We start from the raw sequence: 26,239 nt of genomic DNA, 5'->3' as shown, positions 1-26,239 counted from the left end.
AACCGCGTCTCGAACAGAAAGGCGGCCCGTGCGCATTCTCGGAATCAACGCGGTATTTCATGATCCTGCTGCGGCTCTGATCGTGGACGGCGAGATCGTCGCGGCCGCCGAGGAAGAGCGGTTCACCCGTCGCAAGCACGGCAAGCGCCCGGTGCCGTTCTCCGCATGGGAACTGCCCGAACAAGCCGCCGCATGGTGTCTGGAGCGAGCGGGGCTACGCCCCGACCAGCTCGACGCGGTGGGCTACTCCTACGACCCGGCACTGGTCGATCATTCACTCGGCGGTCTCGATCGGAAAAGCGAGGCGACCAGAACCGACTACGCGTTCCGAGCGCCCGCTTTTCTCGCGGCCGCGTTGCCCGGCCTCGATCCCACCATCGTGCGTTTCGTGCGACATCACCTGGCGCACGCCGCGTCCGCGGCCCTCGCGGCCCCGTCCGGCGACTCGGCGGTGCTGGTGGCCGACGGACGCGGCGAAAGCCAGTCCTATCTCGCCGGGGAATATCGAGACGGCAAGTTCGTGGAGCTGGCGGCACAGCGGCTGCCGCACTCGCTCGGATTGATGTACGAGGACCTCACCGAGCACCTGGGCTTCACCCGGTCCAGCGACGAATACAAGGTCATGGCACTGGCCTCCTACGGCACCCCCCGATTCCTCGATCGGTTCCGCCAACTCGTGTATTCCACCCGGGACGGCGGTTTCCGTACCGAGGCCGTGAACTGGTCGGACTTCGCCCCCACGGTCAGCGGCGGCGAGTTCGGCCGAGACCACGCCGACCTCGCCGCCAGCGTCCAACGACGACTCGAGGACGTATTGCTCGAGTTGACCTCTTGGCTGCATCGCCAGACCCGGCAGCGAACCCTCACGCTGGCCGGTGGCATCGCGCTGAACTGCGTGGCCAACAGCCGTCTGCACGCCGAAGGCCCCTACGAGCGGATCTGGGTCCAGCCCGCCGCGGGCGACGCGGGCACCGCCCTGGGCGCCGCGCTGCAATTGGCGGCCGAGTTCGGGGAGCGGGTCACCCCGATGCGGGGCGCCGACCTCGGCCGCGAATGGACGGACGCCGAGCTGGAAACCGTGCTGCGCACGGCCAAGGTCCGGTACACGAAATCCAACGACATCGCGGCGGACGTGGCGCAAGCGCTCGCGGAAGACCAGGTGGTGGCCTGGTTCCAGGGCCGGTCCGAATTCGGCCCGCGCGCACTCGGCCACCGTTCGCTGCTCGCTCACCCCGGCCGGTCGGCGAATCTCGAACGCCTCAACGATGTGAAGGGGCGCGAACAGTTCCGGCCGCTGGCACCGATGGTGCTCGCTGACCGGGCGGCCGAGATCTTCGGACGCGGGCCGCTGCCGAGCCCGTACATGCTGTTCGTGCACGACGTCGCGCCGGAGTGGCGAGAGCGGATCCCGGCCGCGACACATGTCGACGGCACCGCGCGGGTACAGACCGTCGATCCCGCCGACAAGCCGGTTTTGGCACGCATGCTGGCGGAGTTCGAGCGGCACACGGGTCTGCCGGTGGTGATCAACACCAGCCTGAACACGGCGGGCAGGCCGATGGTCGATTCACCGCGCGACGCCCTCGAATGCTTCGGTTCGGCACCCATCGATCTGCTCGCCATCGGCTCATTCGTGGTCCGTCGCCCATGAACGGCCCCACCGTGGACTACAGCATCGTGATCCCGACCATGGGCCGGGAAAGTCTTCGCGCGCTGCTCGAGTCGCTGGACACGGCGTCGGGACCGAAACCACGGGAGATCATCGTGGTGGACGATCGGCCCCGAGTCGGGGACCTACCATTGCCCGCGACGGTGTCTTCGGTTCAGGTCATCCGCTCGGGCGGACGCGGACCCGCCGCGGCCAGGAACGCGGGGTGGCGGCATGCCAAAGGAACCTGGATCGCTTTCCTCGATGACGATGTGCTCACCGCGCCGGATTGGCCCGCCCGCTTGGCCGAGGACCTACGTGGTCTCGACGACAACACGGCGGCTTCCACGGCCCGTATCGAGGTTCCGCTGCCGAAGCACCGCAAGCCGACCGACGCCGAACGCGGGATCGCACGGCTGGCCACGGCGCGGTGGATCACGGCGGACATGGCCTATCGCCGGTCCGCGCTGATCGCGGTGGGTGGCTTCGACGAACGGTTCCCGCGGGCGTTCCGCGAGGACGCCGATCTGGCACTCCGGGTCTGCCTCGCGGGTTACGTCATCGCGGCCGGACAACGCGTCACTCGCCACCCGCTTCGCGAATCGGGACCGATGGCCAGTGTCCGAGCACAACGCGGGAACGCCGACAACGCCCTGTTGCGGCGGAAATACGGCGCTCGATGGCGGCAGCGGATCGGCGAAGAGGCCGGACTTCTCCGCCGCCACGCGTTCACTACGGCCGCGGGTGCGGTGGCCATGGCGCTCGGCATCGCGGGCCGTAAACTGCCCGCCCTCGTTTTCGCGGCCATCTGGACGGCGCTGACCGGTGCGTTCGCAGCGCGCCGGATCGCACCCGGACCCCGCACACCCGGCGAGATCGGCCGGATGACGCTGAGCAGCGCGCTGATTCCACCGGCCGCGTGCTGGCACCGACTGCGCGGCGAGCTGCGTCACCGGAACGCGACCCACGCCTCGCCGCTGGCGTTGCTGTTCGACCGCGACGACACCCTCATCATCGATGTCCCTTACCTCGCCGACCCCACCAAGGTCCAGCCGGTGCCGGGAGCCGCCGACGCGCTGCGGAAAGTGCGCGCGGCGGGCATCCAGCTCGGCATCGTGAGCAACCAGTCCGGCGTGGCGCGTGGATTGATCAGCGCCGAACAGCTCGCCGCGGTGAACTCCCGAGTCGAGGATCTGCTCGGACCGTTCGCGACCTGGCAGGTGTGCGTGCACGGCGACGGCGACGGCTGCGGGTGCCGCAAACCGGAGCCGGGCCTGATCCGGCAGGCCGCGGCGGATCTCGGCGTCGACATCGGCAGGTGTGTGGTCATCGGCGACACGGGCGCCGACGTCGCCGCCGCGCAGTCCGCGGGCGCACGCGCGATCCTGGTGCCGACGGCGAGAACTCTTCCCGGCGAGGTGCATCGCGCGCGTCGCGAAGCGACCGTGGCGCGGGATCTGACCGAGGCCGTCCGGCTGGCGATGGCGGGTGTGCCGTGACCGGCCGGGCGCTGGTGGCCCGCATGGACAATTTCGGCGATGTGCTGCTGGCGGGGCCGTGCGTCCGAGCGGTGGCCGCGCAGGTCGATTCGGTGACGCTGCTGGCCGGGCCGCGCGGCCGGGCCGCCGCGGATCTTCTGCCGGGTGTGGAGCGGGTCGTGACGTGGCGCGCGCCGTGGATCGATCTGGAGCCGCCCGCGGTCACGTCGGCGGGCATCGATGCCTTTCTCGAGCGGATACGCGCGCTCCAGGTGGATCTCGCGTTGATCCTCACGTCCTTCCACCAGTCGCCGCTGCCGCTGGCGCTGCTGCTTCGGATGGCCGGTATTCCCTGGATCGGCGCGATCTCGGAGGACTACCCCGGTTCGTTGCTGGATCTGCGCCATCGCGTCGAGGGCGATCCGCCCGAAGCCGAACGGGCGTTGTCGCTCGCCGCGGCGGCCGGCTTCCGGCTGCCGCCCGGCGACGACGGGAAACTCGCTGTGCGGCAGCCGTTGCCGAAGGTCGGCGGGCTCACCGGCGAACCGGGTTACGTGGTTGTGCATCCGGCCGCGTCGGTACCGGCGCGGCAGCCGTCCTCGTCCTGTTCCGCGGCCATCGTCGCCGCTCTGACCAGCGCAGGTCACCGGGTGATCGTGACCGGCGCTCCCGCCGACCGGCCGCTCACCGGCGCCGTCGCGGGCAGACACGGTATCGATCTCGGTGGAGCCACGACCCTGCCCGAACTCGCCGCTGTGCTCCGCGACGCGAGCGTCGTGGTGGCGCCCAACACCGGCCCGGCGCATCTCGCCGCGGCCGTCGGGACACCCGTGGTCTCGCTGTTCGCACCGGTCGTGCCCGCCGAGCGGTGGGCGCCCTACGGCGTGCCGGTGGCCATGCTCGGTGACCAACGCGCGCCGTGCCGCGGCAGCAGAGCCCGGGTCTGCCCGGTGGCGGGGCACCCGTGCCTCGACTCGATCACCCCCGAGCAGGTCGTCACGGTGGCGGAAGAACTCGGTGCGGGCAGACTCACGCGCCTGCGGACAGGAGGTGTGGGGTGATCGAGGACCATTTCGCGGCTTTGCATGCGGCGCTGGACCGCACCAGTCGCTTCGCACCCGATATCCGCAGATGGGGCAGGCAACTCGCGGTCGTGCTCGCCAACGGTGGACGGTTGCTCGCCTGCGGCAACGGCGGCAGCGCCGCGGAAGCACAGCACCTGACCGGTGAGCTGGTCGGCCGCTTCCGCAACGAGCGCCGTCCGTTCTCGGCGATCGCGCTGCACGCCGACACCTCGGCGGGTACCGCGATCATCAACGACTACGGCGAGACCGAACTGTTCGCGCGCCAGGTCCGCGCGCACGGCAGGCCCGACGACATCCTCGTCTTGTTGTCCACCAGCGGCACCAGTCACAACGTGGTCGCCGCGGCGAAAGCGGCGCACGACATCGGCGTCATCACGTGGGCCATGACCGGGCCCGCGCCCAATCCGCTCGCGGCGCTGTGCGACGACGCCGTCGCCGTGGACGCGCCCACCACGGCCACCGTGCAGGAAGTGCATCTGGTCTTGGTGCACGCTCTGTGCTCGGCGCTCGACGATGCACTGGGGGTACCGACATGAAGCCGTTGGTCGTGGTCGGCGACAGCATTCTGGACGTCGACATCGAAGGCGTCGCGGAGCGGTTGTCGCCCGAGGCGCCCGTGCCCGTCGTGGACGTGGAACACCAGTGGATACGCCCGGGTGGTGCCGGGCTGGCCGCCGCGCTGGCCGCGCAGTCGGTCGCCGAGGTCTCGCTCATCACGGCGACGGCCGACGACCACGACGGCCGCATCCTCACCCGGCTCCTCGACCAGCACGTTCGAGTCGTTCCGATCGCGCTGCGCGGCAAGACGGTTCGCAAGGCCCGCGTCCGCGCCGCGGGACAGTCGCTGTTGCGAATGGACACCGGCGACGGCACCGCGGACGGCGGCTCGGTGAGCGCCGCGGTCACCAGGACACTGCGGGCGGCCGGGGCAATCCTCGTCGCGGACTACGGCCGGGGTGTCGCCGCGCATCCCCGGATCCGGAGCCTGCTCACCGAACTGGCTCGGTCGGTACCGGTGGTGTGGGATCCGCACCCGCGCGGCCCCATGCCGACGCCGGGAGCACAACTGGTCTCGCCGAACCTGAAAGAGGCACGCCAGTTCGCGCCGGGATATGTCGAACCCGACGAGTTGGCGAAGGTGCTGCGAGACGAGTGGGCAGCGGATTCCGTCGCGGTTACCACCGGTGCGGGCGGAGCGGTCCTGGCCAATGGAAAACGGCTCACTGTGGTTCCGGTACCCCCCGACGTCCGTCTCGCCGGGCATTCCGGTTCCGACACCTGCGGCGCGGGTGACCGATTCGCCTCGGCCGCGACCGCCGCACTGTTCGGCGGCTCCACGGTCGCCGACGCGGTGTCGCACGCGGTCGACGCGGCGGCCAGGTTCGTCGCGGCGGGCGGCGCGGCCACGTTGTCCACGTGCGACAGCACGGCCGTGGCCACGGCGGTGCCGACCGACACGAACGAGTCGGCGTTCGAGGTGGCGGCGCGGATCAGGGCGCGTGGCGGCCGACTCGTCGCCACCGGTGGCTGTTTCGATCTGCTGCATCCCGGCCATGTGAGCCTGCTGCGCCAGGCTCGCGCCATGGGTGACGCCTTGGTGGTCTGCCTCAACTCCGATGCGTCGGTGCGGCGCCTGAAAGGACCGCGCCGGCCGATCGTGACCGCACGGGACCGTGCCCGGCTGCTCGTCGAATTGTCCTCGGTCGACGCCGTCGTCGTGTTCGACGAATCCTCGCCGAGCGCACTGCTGGACCGCCTTCGCCCCGATGTGTGGGTCAAGGGCGGCGACTACTCCGGCGTTGATCTCCCCGAGGCCGCGGTCGTTCGCGGTTACGGCGGCGAGATCGCGCTGATCCCCACTGTTCCCGGTTACTCGACTACACAACTGGTCACCGCGAGCCAGGTCGGCGGCTGACCCGAGAACTCAAGGAGCGCGATGCGAACCCTCGGCAATGTCCTGATCACCGGTGGCGCTTCCGGGCTCGGCGCGGCGGTCACCGCCGCCGTCCGCGCGAACGGGGGCCGCCCCTACGTGATCGACCGGGTGGAGCCCGAGACACCCGTCGATTTCGTGCGTGCCGATCTCGCCGACACCGTCGCCGCCGAACAAGCCGTGCACGAGATCGTCGAACGCACGGGCGGCCGGATCGACGGCGTGTTCACCGCGGCGGGGACCGACGCCTGCGGCCCACTGGACCAAGTGCCGACGAAGAAATGGGAATACGTGGTCCAGGTCAATCTGTTCGGCACCGCCGCCGTGATTCGTGCCGCCCTTCCGGCGCTGCGGGAGAGCAAGGGAACGGTCGTGACGTGTGCTTCCACCCTGGGCATCAAGGCGGTCGGTCATGCGACCGCCTATTGCGCGTCGAAATTCGGCGTCGTGGGCTTCACCAGGGCGCTCGCCGCCGAAACGGCGGGCAGCGTGGGGGTGACCCTGCTCATCCCGGGCGGGATGCACACGGCGTTCTTCGACGACCGCGACGAGCAGTACAAGCCGCCGCCCGACGCGAAACTCAACCAACCTCAGGACGTCGCCGACGCGGTGGTCTTCGCGCTCCGGCAGCCGCCGGGCTGCGAGGTCAGGGAGATGGTCGTGTGCGCCTCGGAAGAGGGATCGTGGCCCTGACGCGCACGATCCTGGTGCTGCGGGCACTCGGGCTCGGCGACCTGCTGACCATCGTGCCCGCCTTGCGTGGGATCAGAAGCGCCCACCCCGGCCACCGGGTGGTGCTCGCGGCGCCGGAAGCGCTGCGTGACCTCGTCGGACTCATCGACGCGGTCGACGAACTGCTGCCGACGGCGGGACTGGGTGCGCTTCGATGGCCCACGGCGCCACCGAGTCTCGCGGTCAACCTGCACGGCAAAGGACCGGAGAGCATCCGCGATCTGCTGGCGGCAGGCCCGGACGCGCTACTGACCCACCACAATCCGGAATTTCCCGACCTGCCCGGCCCCGCGTGGCGCGACGACGTGCACGAGGTGGATCGCTGGTGCCGGCTGCTGGAATACGGTGGGATCGACGCCGATCCCACCGCACTGCTGCTGCCGGCCCCACCGCGACCCGCCCCCGAGTCGAATGCGGTCGTGATCCATCCCGGCGCGGCGTATCCCGCACGGCGCTGGCCGTCCGAACGCTTCGCGCGAGTGGCGCGTGAACTCGGCACCGACGGTCATCGAGTGGTGATCACCGGGAGCAGGGACGAAATGCGCTTGGCCAACGCGGTCGCCGAGAAGGCCGGGCTACCGCCCTCGGCGGTGTACGCGGGACGCACCGATCTGACCGAACTCGCCGCACTGGTGGCCGACGCGGCTCTGGTCGTGTGCGGTGACACCGGCGTCGGGCATCTCGCCACCGCGTTCGGCACACCGTCGGTGGTGCTGTTCGGGCCCACGCCCCCGCACCGGTGGGGGCCGCCCGCGGACGCGGAACGCCACATCGCGCTGTGGGCCGGGACCGTCGGCGACCCGCACGCCGATTATCCGGATCCGGGCCTGCTCATGGTGCGACCCGAACATGTGCTCACCGTCGCGACCGACTTGCTCGGACAGCGGGTCCGCCATGGGTAGTCACGTCGGCGTGGTTGGCGCCGGCTATGTGGGGCTCACCAGCGCCGCATGCCTCGCCCACCTCGGACACCACGTGATCTGCGTCGACAACGACGAAGCCAAAGTGGCGGCGCTGCGTACGGGTGCGGTCGCGATCGTCGAGCCCGGGCTGCCGGAACTGGTCCGCGAGGGACTGGAGGAAAATCGGCTGGTCTTCACATCGGACGCGCAAGCGCTGCACGAATGCGAAGTGGTCCTGTTGTGCCTTCCCACGCCCATGGGCACCGGCGGTACGGCCGACCTCGGCGTACTCGAGGACGCGCTGAGGACATTGGCCACCGTCCTGCCGCCGGACTGTGTGCTCGTCACCAAATCCACCGTCCCGGTGGGGACGGCGGCGCGGATTCCCGCCCTGTCCGGTCTCGCGGGCACGGCGGTGGTCAGCAACCCCGAATTCCTCCGGGAGGGCCACGCGGTCGAGGATTTCCTGCGCCCCGACCGGGTTCTCCTCGGCGCGGCCGAGCACGATGGGGAGTCGGCCGACCGTGTCGCAGCGCTCTACGCCGGGACAGGCGCACCGGTGCTGCGTTCCGACTCTGCCAGCGCCGAACTGGCCAAGTACGCCAGCAACGCGTTTCTCGCGGTGAAGCTCTCGTTCGTCAACACACTGGCCGAACTGTGCGAACGAGTCGGCGCCGACATCACCAAGGTCACCGGCGCGATGGGGATGGACGACCGGATCGGTCCCGCCTTTCTCGCTCCAGGCCCCGGCTGGGGCGGCTCGTGCCTGCCCAAGGACACGCGCGCGCTCCTGCGTGCCGCGGAAGCATGGGGTGTGGACTTCGCCATGGTTCGCAATGCCTTGCAGGCCAACGACCGCCAGCAGGCGATGGTGCTGCGCAAGATCCGCCGCGCGGTCACCGATTCGGTCGACGGCTCGCTGGCCGGAACCCGGATCGGCGTGCTCGGCCTCGCGTTCAAAGCCGGAACCGGCGACCTGCGCGACTCCCCCGCCGTCGCGGTCGCGCGGCAGCTGACCCGGCACAGCGCCACGGTCACCGCCTACGACCCGTGTGTGCCGGCGGGCACCCCGGGTCTCGACGGAATCCGCGTGGTGGACGACCCCTACCTGGTGGCGAAAGACGCCGGCGCGATAGTGATCCTCACCGAGTGGCCCGAATTCCGGTCGCTCGACTGGGCGAAACTCGCGACCGACGTCGACCGAGCCGTCATCGTCGACACGAGAAACCTTCTCGACGAGCGCCTGCTCATCGACACCGGATTCACGGTGCTGGGCAACGGCACCACCCGCGCTTCCGCGGACGGACCGGGGCGGTGACGGTCGACCTCACCGGCCACCCCATCGTGGTTCCCGATCACGGGTGTTCCCGCTGCCACTGCCGTAGGTAGGCGCGGCTGTAGTCGTTGCCGGACGGTGCACGCGACATCTCGGCCGATGAGCCCGGCACAGCGCGCCGGCCGTTGATGCCGCACACTGCTCCCATGACGACGCCCGAATCGCGAACCGGATCGATGTTCCGGTGGACTCCGGTCGCCACCGGCGCTGTGATCGCGCCCGGCGAGCGATTGACCTGGCCGCGCACCATCGGGATCGGATTGCAGCATGTGGTGGCGATGTTCGGCGCCACCTTCCTGGTGCCGGTCCTCACCGGTTTCCCACCGTCGACGACGCTGCTGTTCTCCGGGGTCGGCACCCTGCTGTTCCTGGTGATCACCCGCAACCGGCTGCCGAGCTATCTGGGTTCGAGTTTCGCGATCATCGCTCCGGTCCTGGCGGCCACCGCCTCCGACGGAATGGGTGCGGCGCTGGGCGGGATCGTCGTGGTGGGCGTCGTACTGATCGTCATCGGCGCGGTGGTGCACTTCGCCGGCACCCACTGGATCGAAGCGCTGATGCCGCCGGTCGTCACCGGCACCATCGTCGCCCTGATCGGGCTGAACCTGGCGCCGACCGCCAAGACCAATTTCGAGAAGGACGCGATCACCGCGACGGTCGTGCTCATCCTGCTGATCCTGTGTCTGGTGCTCTTTCGCGGGTTGCTCGGCCGGCTGGCGATCGTCACCAGTGTCGTGCTCGGCTATCTGCTCGCGCTCGCCCGCGGCGAGGTCGACACCGCGGGGATCGGGAAGGCCTCCTGGGTCGGCCTGCCCGACTTCCACGCACCGAGCTTCCACCTCTCGGTAATCCCGATGTTCGTGCCGGTGGTCCTGGTGCTCGTGGTCGAGAACATCGGGCACGTCAAGTCGATCACCACGATGACCGGTATCGACTACGACCGGCGCATGGGCCGCGCGCTGGCGGCCGACGGCCTGGCGACCGTACTGGCAGGCAGCGGCGGCGGTTCGGCGACCACCACGTACGCGGAGAATATCGGCGTGATGGCCGCGACGAAGGTGTACTCCACCGCCGCGTACTGGGTGGCCGGCGCCGCGGCGATCGCGCTCAGCCTGTCACCGAAGGTGGGAGCCGTGATCGCCGCCATCCCGGCCGGGGTGCTCGGTGGCGTGACGACGGCACTCTACGGCTTGGTCGGAATCCTCGGCGTGCACATCTGGGTGAGCAACCGCGTGGACTTCGGCAAGCCGATCAACCAGTTCACCGCGGCCATCCCGCTGGTCATCGGCATCGCCGACTTCACATGGGCAATAGGCGAACTCGACTTCGGCGGCATCACGCTGGGCGCCGTCGCCGCGCTGGTGATCTACCACGCCATGCGGCTCATCGGGGGATGGCGCGGGACGGTCGTCCCTGACAACGCCCACGGGGTGAGGAAGCCGGTGGAACCGACGGATCGGTGACCGTCGGTGATTGCGGGCAACAGCCGCTCGATTCCGGCGCGGAGTTTCTCGGTCGACATCGGCGCCGCGCCGTAGGTCAGGTAGCGCAGGGACCGGTGCCGCCGTCTTCAGTTCCGCTACAGATGATTTTCCTTTCGATTCGGAAGTCATCGATGCGGTCCGATCGACACTGGCCCGCGCCGAAGGCGGTGCGGAGCCGTATCGACCTCGCGGGACGGCAGGAATCGTCGCTAAGGGCGCTCACCGATCGGCTGGTGATCCGCCAGGAGTCGACTGCCGAGGAAATCCAGTACTCGGTGGAGGGCGGCCTGGGTAGGTTGGCCCGGTTCGTCGATGAGGTGTTCGGTCAGGACCGAGTGCGGATCGAGCACGGCGTCCGGGTTGGCGGCGGCGTCGTCGAGTTCGATCGCGATGAACGCCTCGCCGAGTTGGTCGCGCAGGAAGTCGAATCGTTCGGCCGGAGAACGTCGATCCCCGCAGAATCGCAGGCCCATGACCGAAAGTCCGTCGGCGCAACGTCGTTTGACGCGGGCGAGGTCCGAAGCGGACAGGTCGATGGAGTATTTCTGTCGCGAGGTGAAACCCAACGGCAACCCCGGCTGGGACAGCACGGGCGCGATCAGACGGTCGTCGACCGCCATGGCGAGGGCGAATCCACCGGTGAAGCACATCCCGACGGCACCGACACCCGGCCCGCCGCAGCGGCGGTGCTCGTGTTCGGCCAGCGCCCGCAGCCAGTGCACGACCGGTGAGGTGCGGCCGGTGGCCAGCACCACGAACTCCCGGCTGACGCAGATCGGCCCGAGCTGACCGGCGACGTTCGCCAACGCGGAGACCAGCCCGTGCGCGGCGGGGCTGGGGTCACGACCCGGATTGCCGTACAGGTGCGGCACCACCGCCGTGCACCCCAAACCCGCGACGCGGCGGGCGAAGTCGAACACCTCGGGTGAGATGCCCGGGAATTCCGCCATGACGATTACGGCGGGACCGGCGCCTTGGCGGAAAAGTGCGCGGGTCTTGCCGTCGTAGGTGAACGAATCGTGCTCGAAGTCGTGAAGATCGTCGTCGCTCATGTGTAGCCCTTCTCGTGAACGGGCCCTCACTATCTACCGGCCGGACTCGCCGGTTATAGGAAAAATGTTCCCCGATGCGCCCGGAGTCACCGCTGTCCCTCGACAGCGCCGTCGATGAACAGCGGCGTCGACGAGACCGAGACCGAAGCACTCCCCCTGATCGGCAATGCCGCGCCGCTCCCAGACGACCAGCGCCGGAGTACCGTGATTCCGCTCGACTTCGAACAAGTACAAGTCGGGACGATCGGTGACGGTGATCCGCCGAACCCGGGTGGCGCCGTCGAGCAGGCGTGCCATCGGCTCGAAGGTGTCGGCGGCCGGATGCCGCCGACCGATGGTTCCGCCCGCACTGTCCAGAAGCTGGAGTTCGCCGAACATCAGCGCACCCGCGGCACGGCTGTCGCGAGCGAGTGCGTCGGGGTGATGGTCCGGATGTGCAGGACGACGTCGAACCAGTCGCCCAGTCCGGCACCGGCGATGTGATGATCGACGTCGCGGTCAGGGTGGTAGGTCCCGATGATGAGGCGGAGCTTCGCGGGCCGATGCAGCCATTGCCGAACCGCGCCCGCGGGTGCGGTCCGCAGATCGAGCAGGTAATTGCCGAGTTCGGGTTGGTCGAGCACAGTGTCGGCGAAGCCCTCCGCCGGAGCGGGCACAGCCAGGTCGGAGCGGAGGTTGCCGTGATGAAAGGTGAGCGCGACCGACAGATAGCCGGTTCCGAAGCGGTCACGGAGCAGAGATCCCGTGCTCGGAAACCGTTGTGCCATAGCGGCAACGGTGAGCTCTCGCGCGACGGCGGTGTTGGACACTCCTTCCCAGTACACGATCCGGTGCCCGGTGCGGTCGCGCCAGTCCACGATGCGGCGAGCGGCATCGACGGATTCGGCGGCGAAGTCACGGCGGCCCGAGGCGGTGCTGTTCTCGTGGTACCGCACGATGAGGCGAGCCGCGTCCAAGACTTCGGGCGTGTCGGCGGCGCCCGGCAACGACTCGACCAGCGTCAGCGCGTCTCCGGCGTGGTCGGCGAACGGGCGCCCGGGGTGGGTGCCGTTCGCGCGCTGTATGTGCTCTCCCAGCCGATGGGCTGTCACAATCGGGTCGTAGTGCGATCTGAGATCGGTGATCCTCTGCGGCGCCACTCTTTCCACGAACCGTGTCACGCGCTCGTAGTGCGCAGGTTTGGCGGCCTCGGGCGCCAGGCCGAACAGGCGTACCGGATCGTGCGGATGCGCACGATTGAACTCGCGCGCCCACTCCAGAACCGCGATTGTCTCGGCGGTGCGCCACGGCACCCACGCATCGCCCAGAATTGCCCGGACGTCCCCGGCACCCGTCCGCGCGTATTCGTCCATGGCCGCCACGACGGATTCGTCATCGAGCAGGGCGAGCGCCCGAAAACCTAGCGTTTCCACGAACAGTCGCAATATCCGGTGTGCGGTCACGGACAGTTCGTGCCCCGCGCGGGTCGTCGCGCCGACTCCGACGACGACCGTGCCGTCAGCCCGGTCGGCCAACGCCGCCAAGTCCATGAGCGACCCATCGGCGTCGATCGTCGCGAGGGGGCGGGCGCAGTCGCGGATCCAGCGCGTCACGTGCGCGGAGTCGTGCGTCTCATCCGACATGACCTTCTCCTCGGCGAACGGGCCCGCCGGACCTGGCGCGGCGGAGCGCTATCGAAAAATACCTTTGCGATCAAAGACATTTACCTTTGATCGCAAAGGTACTTTCGGGATGGAGCGGATGTCAATTGCCGAATCGCGGTCACCGATCCGTCCGTCTCCTGTCTACCGCGACCAACGCGCCGTGATGACGTGGGCCGCGCCGGAGCGCAGGAAGGGCCGATCGCGTGAGCCGAGCCGAGGATCGGCGTCATGACCGATGGCGGGCGTCGACAGCTTCTCAGGATTACCCGGCGGCGCGATCCGCGGGCGTCGCACGATGCGCTGTCGATTTTCCGGTGAGGGTCAGCAACTCGCCGAACACATCGGCTCCGATCTCGGCGAACGACCGCCGCTCGTCTTCGCGAATCCATTGCGTGAAAGCGATCCCGAACACCGTGATGCAAGACTCCGCCGCCAGCCTCGCCGCGAGGTCGTCGACGCCTCGCGCGCGCAGGGCGTCGGCGACCGTCGTGGCGAGACCTGCGAGCTTGTGCCGCTCGCGTTCCTGTAGTGCGGGGTTCTGATCGATCACGAATTGTCGCGTCCGGGAGTCCGACCGGCGTTCGTCGGGAAAGAACGACGCTACGGACTGCAGCGCGGAGGCGGCGATGTCGATCGCGGACGCGTCCTGGGGTGCGGCGGCCACGCCGGTGACGAACGCTTCGACCAGTAAGCCCTGTCCGCGGAAGAGAACCTCTCGCTTGTCACTGAAGTGACGGAAGAACGTGCGTTCGGTCAGACCGGCGGCCTGGGCGATCTCCGTGGCGGTGGTCTGCTCGAAGCCCCGGGTGGCGAACAGTTCGAGCGCGGCGTGCCGCAGCCGCTCCGCAGCCCCAGGTTCCCAACGTGCCATGTCGCCAAGTGTAGTGATGACAGCTACTGACATGAAGGAGTAGGGTGATGTCTGTGACTGACGTCAGTCACAGACATCACCTCGTGCAGATCACTCCCCGCTCGGCGGCGGAGTGGACGAAGGAGTTCACGTCATGCATGTTTTCGTCACCGGAGCCTCTGGATGGATCGGCTCCGCCACCGTCGCCGACCTGCTCGCCGATGGCCATGAGGTCACCGGACTGGCCAGATCCGACGGATCCGCCGCAGCCCTCGAGGCGAAAGGCGCCCAGGTCCGCCGCGGCGACCTGGACGACCTCGACAGCATCCGCTCCGGAGCCGAGGCGGCCGACGCGGTCATTCATCTGGCGAACAAACACGATTGGTCCGACCTCGCCGCATCCAACGCGGCCGAGCGAGCCGCCGTTCAGACCATCGGCGACGCGCTCGCCGGCACCGGCCGCCCCTTCCTGCTCGCGTCGGGCGTCGCCGCCCTCAGCCAGGACAGGCCCGCGACGGAGGCCGACCCGTCTCGGTTCCACGGCCCCGACTCGCCGCGCGGAGGAAGCGAGAACTTGGCGCTCGAGTACGTCGACCGCGACGTGCACACCGTGAGCCTGCGTTTCGCGCCGACCGTGCACGGCGCCGGCGACCACGGTTTCATCGCGACCCTCGCCGCGATCGCCCGCCGGACCGGCGTCTCCGGCTATCCCGGCGACGGCGCCAACCAGTGGGCCGCGGTCCATCGATCCGACGCCGCCCGACTGGTCACGCTCGGCCTCGGCAAAGCCCCGGCGGGAGCTCGCCTGCACGCCGTCGCCGAAGAGGGCGTGCCGAGCCGCGTGATCGCCGAGGCGATCGGCCGAGCACTGGACCTGCCCGTGACCTCCATCGCCCCTGCGGACATCCAAGGTCATTTCGGGTGGATCGGCGCGTTCTTCGCGATGGAGCTCTCGGCAACCAGCGAGGCGACGCGAGAGCTGCTGGGCTGGACACCTACCGGACCGACCCTCATCGAGGACCTCGACGCCGGCGCCTACACGGCGCACTGATCGGCCGCCACAAGTTCATGCCGTCGCCGGGGCGGTTCCACTGGCGAGCCTTCCCCCATGGTCACCGGTAGCCTCCCCGACCCAGCACCCCCTGTGGCGATCTGCAACAGTTTTCGCGCATCCCGATGAAGGGAAACCTCCGATGCCACGGCCACCCCCGAGCGAGGATGGACATCCGGCTCCGGCAGCGCGCGTTCGAGCACTGCGCAGGGTCGATCACCGGGGCACGATGCTCTTGGCGCCCACCATGCGCACGAGGCTGAGGATCGGAAGCCCGATCACCAAATGTTCGATCCCGGTGGAGATGCCGACCCAGAGGTCGCTGGACAGTGCCAGAGGAATGATCACCGCCGCGGCGGTCAGAATGCCCACGATCCAGCCGAAGAACAACTCCGGCGACGGAGTGCCCAGGCGCAGCAGATACCACAGCACCCCGCCCAACAGCGCACAGATGAATGCCACCACGGCGAACCAGTACGCGTCCTGGGCCATCGGGTTCCACACCCCGAACTTGCCGCTCTCGCTCACCCGGGTGGCGATGATCTCGATGATCCAGGCGCACAACCACGCCGCGAGCGCGGTCACCACCGCCGCGGCGATCACACCGCCGACGAACATGCCGATATTGACGTCCGGCTCCTGCCGCGACCGAGGTTGCCTCTCGGGGCGTTCGGAGAGCTGATATGCGCCCTGTCCCTGGTCCTGGCCGTATCCGGACGCCTGGTCGTATCTGTGATCCTGGCCGTATCCGTGTTCCTGGGCGTACCCGCGTTCCTGGCCGTACCCCGAAGCCTGGCTGTACCCGCGATCCTGGCCATACCCGGAGGACCTGCCGTTTCCGGGATCCTGGCCGTACCCGGGATCACGGTAATCGCCCGGCTGATAACCGGCTTCATAACGTGCGGTGTGCTGGTCGCGCGGATTCATGGGATTCAACCGCCGATCACCTCCGTGGAGAGCTTGCGTGTGCGTCGAGTGTAGGGCGGGACTGCAAGGGCCGCTGCCCCCTACCCAATTCCGTTAAGCCCACTCGCCACAGGCAGGCCGGCGCCGCCATGGCGGAGATCGGTTACGTGCGGACTCGATGGGGGGCCTGAGGATCGCCGTAGCGGGCGGCGCCGCGCGGTGATACGCCACGGGCCTGGGCGAGTTCGAGCGCCCCGCCCGCTACCGAGAGTCGGCGAAAGATCATGGCCGCCGATGCTTGCCGGTTCCCGGCCGATCGCACCCCAGCACGATCCGCAGTGCGGAAAGTTCAGGCGACGACCGTCCGTTGCGGGACGCCGACGTATTCGCTCAGCGGCCGGATCAACGCGTTCGATTCGCCCTGCTCGATGATGTGGGCGGTCCAGCCGGTGATGCGGCTCATCACGAAGATCGGGGTGAACACCTCGATATCGAAACCGAGCAGGTAGTAGGCGGGGCCGGTCGGGAAGTCGAGATTCGGTTCGATGCCGGTGGCCTCGCGCATGGTGCGCTCGAGGACCTCGTATATACGCACCCACTTCTGGCCGTCGGTCGCCGCGGCGATATCCAGGAAAGCTTTCTTCATGGTGGGGACACGGGAGTCACCGTTCTTGTAGACGCGGTGGCCGAAGCCCATCACCTTCTCCTTGCGGGCCAGCTTGTTACGCAACCATCCCTGGGCCAGCGCGGGGTCGTCGATCTCCAGCATGTCGTGCATGACGGCTTCGTTCGCGCCGCCGTGCAGGGGCCCTTTCAACGCGCCGATGGCGGCGGTGACGGCGCTGTATATGTCCGACTGCGTGGAGGTGACGACGCGGGCGGCGAAGGTGGAGGCATTGAAGCTGTGCTCGGCGTAGAGGATCAACGACACTTCGAACGCGTCCACCAGCTCGCGCGACGGGATGGTCCCGAAGCACATGTTCAGGAAGTTCTCCGCGTACCCCAGGTGGGAATGCGGTGCGATCGGGTCCAGGCCGTGGCGACGGCGATGGTCGGCCGCGACGATGGTCGGCAGCACCGCGAACATGCGAAGCGCTTTGGCGCGGTTGGCATTCGCCGAATTGTCGTCTTCGGCCGGGTCTTCCGCGCCGAGGTAACTGATGGCGGTGCGGACCACATCCATCGGGTGGCAGGTGTCGGGCAACTTGGCCACCAGCGACAGCAGTGACCGGTCGGCCCGGCGGGACGCGCGTTCTCGCTGCTGGAACCGCTCCAGTTCGGCGTCCGAGGGCAACTCGCCGTACCAGAGCAGATACGCCACTTGCTCGAAACCGCAGTGTGCGGCCAGATCCTGCACGGCGTAACCACGGTAGGTCAGAGAGTTGGTTTCCGGCACCACCTTCGAGATGGCCGTGGTGTCGACGACGACGCCTGCCAGGCCTTTGGATATGGTCGGTACCGCGGTCTGCGGCCCACCCGTCGCCCGGCCACCGCCCCCCATCGAATGGCTTCGCGATGATGCGGTGTTCATCACTGGTTCCTTCCCAGAGTGAAATCGAAGATGCCGGAATCGAATTCGTTGTATCGCTCGTATTGGAGAAGCTCGTACAGGCGAGAGCGGGGCTGCATTCGATCGAGCAAGCCCGATTGCGTGCCCTGCTCGAAGATCTCCCGCAACCCGGCTTCGGCAGCGAACATCGCCAACCGCAGGGTGGACACCGGGTAGATCACCGCGTTGTAGCCGATCCGCTCCAGTGTCGCCGCCGGGATGAGTTCGGACTTACCGAACTCGGTCATATTCGCCAGCAATGGCATCGGCACCGCGGCCCGGAACTTCTCGAAATCCGCGACGGTGCGCAACGCCTCGGTGAAGATCAGATCCGCGCCCGCCTCGGCGTAGGCCCCGGCCCGATCGATCGCGGCGTCGATGCCTTCGATCCCGGCGGCGTCGGTGCGCGCGCAGAGCACGAAATTCGGATCCCGCCGGGCGGACACCGCCGCCCGGAGCCTGCGCACCATCTCCTCGACCGGCACCACAGCCTTGCCGTCGAGATGACCGCACCGTTTCGGATTCACCTGATCCTCGAGGTGGCAGCCCGCGATTCCGGCGTCTTCCAGCAGCGAGACCGTGCGCGCGGCGCTCATCGGCTCGCCGAAGCCGGTGTCGGCATCGATGAGCACCGGCAGATCGGTCACGCGCGCGATCTGCCGACCGCGCTGCGCTACCTCGGTCGAGGTGGTGAGCCCGATATCCGGCAGCGCCAGATCGGCCGAGACCACGGCGCCGGAGACATACACGCCTTCGAAGCCGATTTCTTGAATCAGCTTGGTCACCAGCGGATTGAACGCACCCGGGAAACGCTGGATCGTTCCGGAGGCCAGGCCAGCGCGGAACGCGGCGCGTTTGTCGGCGGCCGGCGTGGCCGCGGCCAGCAGACCGGTCATCAGAACAGTCCCTTCGGCGATTTCGGCGCCCGCGCGAGTACCTCGTCGGAGACGGTGAAGTTCAACTGACCCAGTTCCTCGGCGGACAGCTGCGGGGTGCGCTGGGCCACGTCGAGGAAGCGGTCCTGCTCGCCCGCGTCGATCACGCCCTCGGCCAGCATCCGGAACTTGGCGATGTACTGGTCGCGGGTGAACGGCCGCGCGCCGAGCGGGTGCGCGTCGGCGACCGCGAGTTCGTCGACGATCACCTCGCCGCTCTTCAGCGTGACCTCGGCACGGGCGCCGAACGCCTTCTCGTTCGGATCGGTGGAGTGATAGCGCCGGGTCCACTCCGGGTCCTCGGCGGTCGAGATCTTGCGCCACAACTCGACGGTGTCGGGCCGCCGCGCACGTTCGGGCGCGTAGGAGCGCTCGTGGTGCCAGGTGCCGTCCTGCAGGGCGACGGCGAAGATGTACATGACGGAGTGATCGAGGGTTTCGCGGGACGCCGTCGGGTCGAACTTCTGCGGATCGCCCGATCCGGTGCCGATCACCACGTGCGTGTGGTGGCTGGTGTAGAGCACGATCGAGGCGATCCGGTCCAGGTCGCCGATCCGCTCACGCAACCGGCGCGCCAGGTCGATCGGCGCCTGGCTCTGGTATTCGGCGGAGTGCTCCTTGGTGTAGGTATCGAGGATGCCGCGCTTGGGTTCACCCGGGCCGGGCAGCGGCACCGGATATTCCTTGTCGGGGCCGCCCAGCAGCCAGGCGATGACGCCGTCCTCCCCTTCCCAGATCGGCGACGGCGCGCCTTCACCGCGCAGGGCACGATCGACCGCTTCCACCGCCATCTTCCCGGCGAAAGCGGGTGCGTAGGCCTTCCAACTGGAGATTTCTCCCTTGCGCGATTGCCGGGTGGCGGTGGTGGTGTGCAGTGCCTGACCGATGGCTTGATAGATGGTCTCGGTGTCCAGGCCGAGCAGCGTGCCGATACCGGCGGCGGCGGACGGGCCGAGGTGGGCGACGTGGTCGATCTTGTGCTCGTGCAGGCAGATCGCCCGCACCAGGTCCACATGGATCTCGTATCCGGTCGCCAACCCGCGGATCAGATCCCGCCCGCCGCGTCCGGCATGCTGGGCTACCGCCAGGATCGACGGGATGTTGTCGCCGGGGTGGGAGTACTCCGCGGCCAAGAACGTGTCGTGGAAATCCAGTTCGCGCACGGCCACGCCGTTCGCCCAGGCCGCCCACTCCGGCGAGCATCGGCCGTCGACGCCGAAGACGGTCGCGCCCGGCTGGTACGGGTGCGCCAGCGCCTGGGCGCGCGCGTTGGCCACCGGACGACGCGTCACCGACGCCGCCGCGACCGCCGCGTTGTCGACGATCCGGTTGACGATCATCTCCTCGGTCTCCGGAGCGACCGCCACCGGGTCCGCGGCAACCTCGGCGATCCGCCACGCGAGGTGCTCCTCGCGGGGGAAGTGCTCAGCGGAGCGGCGCGTGCGGACGAGGTGGTCTTTCACGACGGAAGCCTCCAGATCATCGATTTCCGGGTTGCTTTTCGCACGTTACACACGCTCACGCAACCGGGAAATCCGTTACCAATGCCGAATTTTGCGTACCGCAATCAGCAAATTTGTGGAAATTGCGAAATCTCGTGGTGCTACATTCGCGAGCATGCAGAAGATGTATGCGGGCGGACGGCTGCGTGCACTGCGCGAGCAACGCGGCTTGTCGCAATCCGGCCTGGCGAAGGCGCTCGCGCTGTCGGTCAGCTACGTCAACCAGCTGGAGAACGATCAGCGGCCCCTGACGGTGCCGGTGCTGCTACGCCTGAATTCCACCTTCGATCTCGACATGGGGTTCTTCGCCGCCGACACCGACGCGCGACTGCTGGCCGACCTGCACGACGTCTTCGCCGACGATCCCGACGGCGCGACGGTGTCCACCGCCGAACTCGACGACCTGGTCTCCCGGGTGCCCGCCGCCGCCCGCGTCTTGCTGAGCCTGCACCGGCGTCTGCGTGGCGCGACCGAACAACTCGAACGATTCTCCGCGGGCATCGAACGCCCCGCGGCCGACCCCGGTCGTGCCATGCCGTACGAGGACGTGCGCGATTTCTTCTACGACCACCGCAACCACATCCCCGAACTCGACCAGGCCGCCGAACAACTCTTCACCGGCCACGGTCTGTGCATCGGCGGCCTCGACCTGCAACTGAGCAAACTCCTGCGCGAGCAGCACGGCATCACGGTCGCGATCAGATCCGACGACCCACACCGCCCCGGCCCCAAACGCGTCTACGACCCCGAAGCAGGCCGTATCATGCTCGCCCGCAGGCTCTCCGCCGGTCAGCGCGCCTTTCAACTCGCCACACAGCTGGCATTTCTCACCCAGACCGCGACCATCGATGCGTTGACCGCGAGGGTGGAGTCGATGGCGGCCGAATCGCGCGAGCTCCTGCGGGTGGGGTTGGCGAACTACTTCGCCGGGGCGCTGATCCTGCCCTACACCCGGTTCCGGGACGCCGCCGAAGAGCTGCGCTACGACGTCGATCTGCTGTCGGCGATGTTCGAGGTCGGCTTCGAGACCGTCTGCCACCGCCTGTCCACACTGCAACGCCCTGGACGGCGCGGAGTCCCGTTCTTCTTCGTACGCACCGACCGCGCGGGCAACATCTCCAAACGCCAATCCGCGACCGCGTTCCATTTCTCCCGGGTCGGCGGCAGCTGCCCGCTGTGGGTCGTCCACGAAGCCTTCACCACACCCGGTCGGATCCGTACCCAGATCGCCGAGATGCCCGACGGACGCAAATACCTCTGGCTGGCCCGAACCACCGACGAGAGCACCCCCGGATATCTCTCTCCCAGAAGGGATTTCGCGATCGGGCTGGGATGCGATCTGGCCTACGCCGACAAGCTCGTCTACTCCCACGGCCTGCCGATCCACGACGACACCTCCGCGGTGCCCATCGGCGCGGGCTGCAAGATCTGCGAACGCCCCGACTGCGCCCAGCGCGCCTTCCCGCAGCTCGGGCGCGCGATCCGGGTCGACGAGAACCGCGCCGCGAATATCCCGTACACGCCGGCCGACCATCGCGACGAACCGCGGTGATCACACCGGCTCCGTGCCACCTACGAGCCCCAGCCGACGTGCAATTCGGCGCGCATCCGTTCGCGCATGTGCGGATAGTGGAGTTCGAAGGCCGGGCGTTCGGATCGGATACGGGGGAGTTCGTAGAAGTTGTGCCGGGGAGGCGGGCAGGTCGTGGCCCATTCGAGTGAATTTCCCGCGCCCCAGGCGTCGTCCACGGTGACGACCTCGCCGTAGCGGTAGCTGCGGAACGCGTTCCATACGAACGTGACCATCGAGACGCCCAGAATGAACGATCCGATGGTCGAGATGGCGTTCAGCGCCGTGAAGCCGTCGGTCGGCAGATAGTCGGCGTACCGGCGGGGCATACCTTCGGCGCCCAGCCAGTGCTGGACCAAAAAGGTCGTGTGGAAGCCGACGAATGTCGTCCAGAAATGCAGCCTGCCCAGGCGTTCGTCCATGTAGCGCCCGGTCATCTTGGGGAACCAGAAGTAGATTCCGCCGAAAGTGGCGAAGACGATCGTGCCGAACAACACGTAGTGGAAGTGGGCTACGACGAAATAGGTGTCGTGAATCTGCCAGTCCAGTGGCGGGCTGGCGAGGATGACGCCGGACAGTCCGCCGAACAAGAAAGTGACGATGAAGCCGACGGCAAACAGCATCGGGGTCTCGAAAGTCAGGTTCCCCTTCCACATGGTGCCGATCCAGTTGAAGAATTTGACCCCGGTCGGCACCGCGATCAGGAAGGTCATCATCGAGAAGAAGGGCATCAGCACCGCCCCGGTCGCGAACATGTGATGTGCCCATACCGCTGCCGACAGCACTCCGATCGAGATGGTGGCGTACACCAGAGGTCCATAGCCGAACAGGGGTTTGCGGCTGAATACCGGCAGGATCTCGCTGATGATCCCGAAGAACGGCAGTGCCACGATGTAGACCTCGGGGTGCCCGAAGAACCAGAACAGATGCTGCCAGAGCAGGACGCCACCGGTAGCCGTGTCGTAGATGTGCCCGCCGAGATGCCGGTCGTAGGCCAGCGCCATCAAGGCGGCGGTGAGAATCGGGAACGCGAGCAACACCAGCACGCTGGTCACCAGGATGTTCCACCCGAACATGGACATGCGGAACATCGTCATGCCGGGCGCGCGCAGGCAGACGATGGTGGTGATCATGTTCACCGCGCCGAGAATGGTGCCCAAACCGGATACGACCAAGCCCATGATCCACAGGTCGGCTCCGGCGCCGGGCGCATGGATGATATCGCTCAGTGGCGTATACGCAGTCCAACCGAAATCAGCCGCGCCGCCGGGTGTCACGAATCCGGAGACCACCATCGTTCCGCCGAAGAGGAACAGCCAGAAGCTCAAGGCATTCAACCGTGGAAATGCCACGTCGGGTGCTCCGAGTTGCAACGGAAGGACCGCGTTGGCGAATCCGAACACCGTCGGAGTCGCATACAGCAGGAGCATGACGGTGCCGTGGATGGTGAACAGCTGGTTGTACTGCTCCGGTGAGAGGAACTGCAGGCCCGGCCGTGCCAGTTCCGCGCGCATGAGCAGCGCCATCAGACCGCCGAGCAAGAAGAAGGCGGTAGCGGCGACGAGATACATGATGCCGAGCACCTTCGGGTCCGTCGTGGTGACCAGCCGCCACAACACCGAGCCCTTCGGAGCCGTCCGCGCCGGAAACGGCCTGGTCGGTGTGACCTGCGGTCCGAGTGGATACGACACCTGAGTCATCGATACTCCTCACCTGCTACCGGCGAGACCTTCACCCGCGGTGGCCGGGGACGAATTCCTGGGCCTTGACTTTCACGCCTTGTGCCACGAGATGCCAGGCGTCGGGGTCGCCGCGCAGCACCGCTTCGGCGGTGGATTTCATCTGGTCCCAGGTGGCGTGCGGTGGGATCGGCGGTACCTCCGGATCGCAGCGGACGTCGAGCACCGTGGGCCGCTCGGCCGACAGCGCCGCTTCCCAGGCAGGCGCGAGGTCGTTCGGGTCGTCCACGGCGATGGCGCCCAGACCGTACGTACGGGCGAGCTCGGCGTAGGAGACCTCCGGCAGCGACTGCGATTCCTCGAATTTCGGCGCGCCCCCCATCGAGCGCAGCTCCCACGTGACCTGGTTCAGGTCGTTGTTGTGGAACACGCACACCACCAGCCGTGGATCGCGCCACTGCTCGCGGTAACGGCTGATGGTCAACAATTCGGCCGCGCCGTTCATCTGCATCGCGCCGTCACCGACGAGAGCGACCACCGGCCGGTCCGGGTGGGCGAATTTCGCGCCGATCGCGTACGGCACACCGGGCCCCATGGTGGCCAGCGTCCCCGACAACGAACCCCGCATCCGCCCGCGGAACCGCAGACAGCGGGCATACCAGTTGGTGGACGACCCGGAGTCCGCGGTCACGATGGCGTCCTCCGGGATGCACCGCGACAGTTCCCACACCACCCGCATGGGATTGACCGGCTTCGCGTCCAGCAGCGACTGGCGTTCGATCGTGTCCCACCAGCGCCGCACGTTGGATTCGATCGTCGTCCGCCAGCTGCGATCGGACTTGCGGCTCAGCAGCGGAAGCAGTTCGGTGAGAGTGCTTTTCGCATCACCGACGAGATTGACCTCGGTGGGGTATCGCATGCCGATCATGGCGCCGTCGATGTCGATCTGCACCGCACGCGCCTGGCCGAAATCCGGAAGGAACTGGGAATAGGGGAAATTCGATCCGATGATCAACAGGGTGTCGCAGTCGCGCATCAGTTCATAGCTGGGCCGGGTACCGAGCAGGCCGATGGATCCGGTCACGTACGGCAGGTCGTCCGGTAGCACATCCTTGCCGAGCAGGGCTTTGGCCACCCCGGCTCCGGTGATCTCGGCCAGCTCCATCACCTGCTCGGCCGCGTCCCGGGCGCCTTGCCCGACGAGGATCGCCACCCGCGCCCCGGCGTCGATGATCTCGGCGGCTCGTTCGATGCCGGCGCGATCCGCGGTGACCGTGGCATGCAGTGCCGAGGGCGGGCTGGAGGGCACTTGCTTGAACGCGTGCTCGGGCGGCTGATAGCGCTCCTCCTGCAGATCGGAGGGGATGATCAGCGCCGTGGGGGCCCGGCGGGTGGTCGCGACACGGAACGCGCGGTCGAGCGCGTTGGGCAATTGATCGGGAACGTTCACCTCGACCAGATAGTCCGACGCGACATCCTTGAACAGACTCTGCAGATCGACTTCCTGCTGATAGCTGCCGCCCATCGCGCTGCGCGCGGTCTGCCCGACGATCGCCACGACCGGCACGTGATCGAGTTTCGCATCATAGAGGCCGTTGAGCAGATGGATCGCTCCCGGACCTGACGTGGCGGTGCAGACGCCGACCTCGCCGCTGAACTTCGCGTAGCCCACCGCCTGGAACGCGGACATCTCCTCGTGGCGCGCCTGAATGAAGGCGGGCTTGTTGCCGGCCCGCCCGAACGCGGCGATCAAGCCGTTGATGCCGTCGCCCGGATAGCCGAACACCTGCTGCACGCCCCACTCACGCAGTCGTCGCAAGACATAGTCGGCGACCTGGTCAGCCATGTCGTTCTCCTGTCCGCCTTCGAGGTGTCGTCTCCGGGGCCGATTACCCCGGCCGGCAACCCTCAACCCGAGGCATACCGCCGACCGGACGGGCATCCGCGCGGTGTTCTGGTCTGTTCCGATGCTCACCTGCCGTCGTCGAGAAATGTGCCCGAAATGGCGCGTTCGCTTCAATTGCCCGGCCATCACGGCGCTTCCGGTCGTTCCCAATGGCCGTTGAAGGCAACCCCTCGGGGTGGTCGTGCCGCGCACACCGGAGGACGCGGCTACTGCGGTCGCCGTCTGCCACGCGCACGACGTGCCGGTGGTGGCGGCACGAGCCCGGCCGGGCAATGCTGCAACGCGGCGATCGTCATGGACTGGAGCGAATACTGCACGCGTGTGGTGTCGGTGGAGCGTGCCGCCGCCACCGCCGTGGTCGAGCCGGGCATCGCCCTCGACCGGCTCAACAGAGCACAGCCTGGCCGGTGAATGCCGGGAGCGGCGACACCACCTGACGCCCATACTTTTCGTCATCCGCCCGTCCACCGAGCAGTCCCGCTACGGCCGCCGCGACAAGGAATGCTCGCGAATCATTTCTCATGATCACCTCCCCCGAGACAGGCATGCTCCCGAGGATGCAGTCGAGCCTTCGCTCTCTTCGACCTGCCGACGCGAGTAGCCGGCTACCCGTTTCCCGCAGTTGCGCCCGTATCCGTCTGCCCCGGCACCGCCCCTGATTCCGCGAGGCCAACGGATGTATCACCCATCGCCGAGGCTCGAACGCACCATCGTGCTCCGCGACTTCACCGCAGCGGTCGCCGCGGGAAAGGCGGCTCCCGCCCGGGTGCGAGAGCGGGACCTTGGTCCTTCGCCGCTGGCTACCGGTTGCTCTACTGCCACCTCGCCGAACAGATGGACACTCGCCAGGTACGCCGCCACGATCTCGATCCGGCCCGACAACGGCCCCGCATGCGAACCGGAGGACTCTCAATGACCATGTCAAGCCGCAGCAGCAACCGGGGCCGGGTTGCCGTGGGTGAACTCGCGTTGGTCGCGCAGCAGTGCCCACAACACGT

22 protein-coding genes are annotated in these 26,239 nt (G+C 67.9%); 12 read left to right on the top strand and 10 right to left on the bottom strand.

All coding sequences use genetic code 11. From position 1 onward, the window contains the following. Positions 1 to 28 precede the first annotated feature (28 nt). From ACWEH3_RS16465 to ACWEH3_RS16425, 9 genes are all read left to right on the top strand, one after another. Positions 29 to 1,651, top strand: coding sequence for a carbamoyltransferase family protein (locus ACWEH3_RS16465; RefSeq protein WP_450022712.1), 1,623 nt, complete (start codon positions 29 to 31; stop codon positions 1,649 to 1,651). Beyond that, complete coding sequence (locus ACWEH3_RS16460; protein WP_450022710.1) at positions 1,648 to 3,147, top strand: HAD-IIIA family hydrolase; 1,500 nt, start codon at positions 1,648 to 1,650, stop codon at positions 3,145 to 3,147. Before ACWEH3_RS16465 ends, ACWEH3_RS16460 begins: the two co-directional genes overlap by 4 nt. After that, the gene (locus tag ACWEH3_RS16455; RefSeq protein ID WP_450022708.1) at positions 3,144 to 4,187 is read left to right on the top strand and encodes a glycosyltransferase family 9 protein; all 1,044 of its coding nucleotides are present in this window, start codon (positions 3,144 to 3,146) and stop codon (positions 4,185 to 4,187) included. Before ACWEH3_RS16460 ends, ACWEH3_RS16455 begins: the two co-directional genes overlap by 4 nt. Beyond that, complete coding sequence (locus tag ACWEH3_RS16450) at positions 4,184 to 4,747, top strand: D-sedoheptulose-7-phosphate isomerase (protein WP_450022706.1); 564 nt, start codon at positions 4,184 to 4,186, stop codon at positions 4,745 to 4,747. Before ACWEH3_RS16455 ends, ACWEH3_RS16450 begins: the two co-directional genes overlap by 4 nt. Continuing rightward, positions 4,744 to 6,126, top strand: coding sequence for a PfkB family carbohydrate kinase (locus ACWEH3_RS16445; protein ID WP_450022704.1), 1,383 nt, complete (start codon positions 4,744 to 4,746; stop codon positions 6,124 to 6,126). The genes ACWEH3_RS16450 and ACWEH3_RS16445 overlap by 4 nt, the downstream gene beginning before the upstream one ends. A gap of 21 nt (positions 6,127 to 6,147) precedes the next feature. Beyond that, positions 6,148 to 6,837, top strand: a complete 690-nt coding sequence (locus ACWEH3_RS16440; RefSeq protein ID WP_450022702.1) for an SDR family oxidoreductase — start codon at positions 6,148 to 6,150, stop codon at positions 6,835 to 6,837. Then, on the top strand, positions 6,828 to 7,778 hold the full coding sequence (locus ACWEH3_RS16435; protein WP_450022700.1) for a glycosyltransferase family 9 protein: 951 nt from the start codon (positions 6,828 to 6,830) through the stop codon (positions 7,776 to 7,778). Before ACWEH3_RS16440 ends, ACWEH3_RS16435 begins: the two co-directional genes overlap by 10 nt. Beyond that, a complete protein-coding gene (locus tag ACWEH3_RS16430; RefSeq protein ID WP_450022698.1) occupies positions 7,771 to 9,096 on the top strand; it encodes a UDP-glucose dehydrogenase family protein in 1,326 nt (441 codons plus the stop codon). Before ACWEH3_RS16435 ends, ACWEH3_RS16430 begins: the two co-directional genes overlap by 8 nt. A 194-nt stretch (positions 9,097 to 9,290) precedes the next feature. Next, a complete protein-coding gene (locus ACWEH3_RS16425) occupies positions 9,291 to 10,577 on the top strand; it encodes a uracil-xanthine permease family protein (RefSeq protein ID WP_450022750.1) in 1,287 nt (428 codons plus the stop codon). 230 nt (positions 10,578 to 10,807) lie between these two features. On the opposite strand, the gene ACWEH3_RS16420 is transcribed toward ACWEH3_RS16425, so the two are convergent. The 4 genes from ACWEH3_RS16420 to ACWEH3_RS16405 form a co-directional block, all read right to left on the bottom strand. Further along, complete coding sequence (locus ACWEH3_RS16420) at positions 10,808 to 11,650, bottom strand: dienelactone hydrolase family protein (protein WP_450022696.1); 843 nt, start codon at positions 11,648 to 11,650, stop codon at positions 10,808 to 10,810. Between the two features lie 33 nt (positions 11,651 to 11,683). Further along, positions 11,684 to 12,028 (bottom strand): hypothetical protein, encoded by a 345-nt coding sequence (locus tag ACWEH3_RS16415; RefSeq protein WP_450022694.1) that lies wholly within the window; start codon positions 12,026 to 12,028, stop codon positions 11,684 to 11,686. Next, entirely contained in the window at positions 12,028 to 13,272 is a 1,245-nt protein-coding gene (locus ACWEH3_RS16410) for an erythromycin esterase family protein (protein ID WP_450022692.1), read from the bottom strand. Before ACWEH3_RS16410 ends, ACWEH3_RS16415 begins: the two co-directional genes overlap by 1 nt. Before the next feature lie 283 nt (positions 13,273 to 13,555). Further along, the gene (locus ACWEH3_RS16405) at positions 13,556 to 14,164 is read right to left on the bottom strand and encodes a TetR family transcriptional regulator (RefSeq protein ID WP_450022690.1); all 609 of its coding nucleotides are present in this window, start codon (positions 14,162 to 14,164) and stop codon (positions 13,556 to 13,558) included. Between the two features lie 133 nt (positions 14,165 to 14,297). On the opposite strand from ACWEH3_RS16405, the gene ACWEH3_RS16400 reads away from it, so the two are divergent. After that, positions 14,298 to 15,194: an SDR family oxidoreductase gene (locus ACWEH3_RS16400; RefSeq protein WP_450022688.1), complete on the top strand. Its 897-nt coding sequence runs from the start codon at positions 14,298 to 14,300 to the stop codon at positions 15,192 to 15,194. 216 nt (positions 15,195 to 15,410) lie between these two features. Here ACWEH3_RS16400 and ACWEH3_RS16395 read toward each other — a convergent pair whose 3' ends face one another. From ACWEH3_RS16395 to prpD, 4 genes are all read right to left on the bottom strand, one after another. After that, entirely contained in the window at positions 15,411 to 16,121 is a 711-nt protein-coding gene (locus tag ACWEH3_RS16395) for a DUF6069 family protein (RefSeq protein WP_450022686.1), read from the bottom strand. A 328-nt stretch (positions 16,122 to 16,449) separates the two neighbouring features. After that, complete coding sequence (locus ACWEH3_RS16390) at positions 16,450 to 17,601, bottom strand: bifunctional 2-methylcitrate synthase/citrate synthase (protein ID WP_450022748.1); 1,152 nt, start codon at positions 17,599 to 17,601, stop codon at positions 16,450 to 16,452. A gap of 29 nt (positions 17,602 to 17,630) precedes the next feature. Next, the gene (gene prpB / locus ACWEH3_RS16385; RefSeq protein ID WP_450022684.1) at positions 17,631 to 18,545 is read right to left on the bottom strand and encodes a methylisocitrate lyase; all 915 of its coding nucleotides are present in this window, start codon (positions 18,543 to 18,545) and stop codon (positions 17,631 to 17,633) included. After that, positions 18,545 to 20,047, bottom strand: coding sequence for a 2-methylcitrate dehydratase PrpD (gene prpD, locus ACWEH3_RS16380; protein WP_450022682.1), 1,503 nt, complete (start codon positions 20,045 to 20,047; stop codon positions 18,545 to 18,547). The genes prpB and prpD overlap by 1 nt, the downstream gene beginning before the upstream one ends. A gap of 154 nt (positions 20,048 to 20,201) precedes the next feature. On the opposite strand from prpD, the gene ACWEH3_RS16375 reads away from it, so the two are divergent. Next, on the top strand, positions 20,202 to 21,638 hold the full coding sequence (locus tag ACWEH3_RS16375) for a short-chain fatty acyl-CoA regulator family protein (RefSeq protein ID WP_450022680.1): 1,437 nt from the start codon (positions 20,202 to 20,204) through the stop codon (positions 21,636 to 21,638). Between the two features lie 20 nt (positions 21,639 to 21,658). Here the strand turns inward: ACWEH3_RS16375 and ctaD are convergent, their stop codons facing one another. Together ctaD and ACWEH3_RS16365 are read right to left on the bottom strand one after the other, a co-directional pair. After that, positions 21,659 to 23,356, bottom strand: coding sequence for an aa3-type cytochrome oxidase subunit I (ctaD, locus tag ACWEH3_RS16370; protein WP_450022678.1), 1,698 nt, complete (start codon positions 23,354 to 23,356; stop codon positions 21,659 to 21,661). Between the two features lie 31 nt (positions 23,357 to 23,387). Continuing rightward, complete coding sequence (locus ACWEH3_RS16365) at positions 23,388 to 25,181, bottom strand: thiamine pyrophosphate-requiring protein (protein WP_450022676.1); 1,794 nt, start codon at positions 25,179 to 25,181, stop codon at positions 23,388 to 23,390. Between the two features lie 354 nt (positions 25,182 to 25,535). Between ACWEH3_RS16365 and ACWEH3_RS16360 the strand changes: the two genes are divergently transcribed. Further along, entirely contained in the window at positions 25,536 to 25,652 is a 117-nt protein-coding gene (locus ACWEH3_RS16360; RefSeq protein ID WP_450022674.1) for a hypothetical protein, read from the top strand. Positions 25,653 to 26,239 lie beyond the last annotated feature (587 nt).

Source organism: Nocardia sp. NPDC004718 (assembly GCF_053601535.1).
Note: the sequence above shows the minus strand (reverse complement) of the source record. Positions and strands in the feature narration are given on the sequence as shown.